General features: G+C 58.8%; 1 protein-coding gene. It reads right to left on the bottom strand.

The genetic code is table 11. The features are described 5' to 3' along the window. The coding region (locus C7T36_RS29810; protein ID WP_219908481.1) for a hypothetical protein at nucleotides 1–269 on the bottom strand (269 nt) is incomplete at its 3' end. Between the last annotated feature and the right edge of the window lie 42 nt (nucleotides 270–311).

Raw genomic sequence — 311 nt, 5'->3', positions numbered from 1 at the left:
AACTCCGGCAACACCAACACCCGACCACCCGCAACACCCGACACCGGAACCAACTCACCACATTCCGCCGGCGAGAGTACGTTCAGCGCGCCGATTGACAGGTCCGGGTCGGTAACCGCTGCGTCGATCACACGGAGGACTCGCTGCATCATCTCGTCTATCACGTTGTGGTCGAAGAGATCTGGGAGGAACTTGATTGTCAGGTGTACTACCGCGTCGACGTGAGCGACCAGTCCGATCGGATAGTGCGCAGCGTCAACACCACTCACATCAACCACCCGCATACCCGCAATATCCGTCTCCGCAGTCAA

The sequence above is a fragment of the Rhodococcus sp. AD45-ID genome (assembly GCF_003023755.1).
In the GTDB taxonomy this organism is placed as follows: Bacteria; Actinomycetota; Actinomycetes; order Mycobacteriales; family Mycobacteriaceae; genus Rhodococcus_F; species Rhodococcus_F globerula.
Note: the sequence above shows the minus strand (reverse complement) of the source record. Positions and strands in the feature narration are given on the sequence as shown.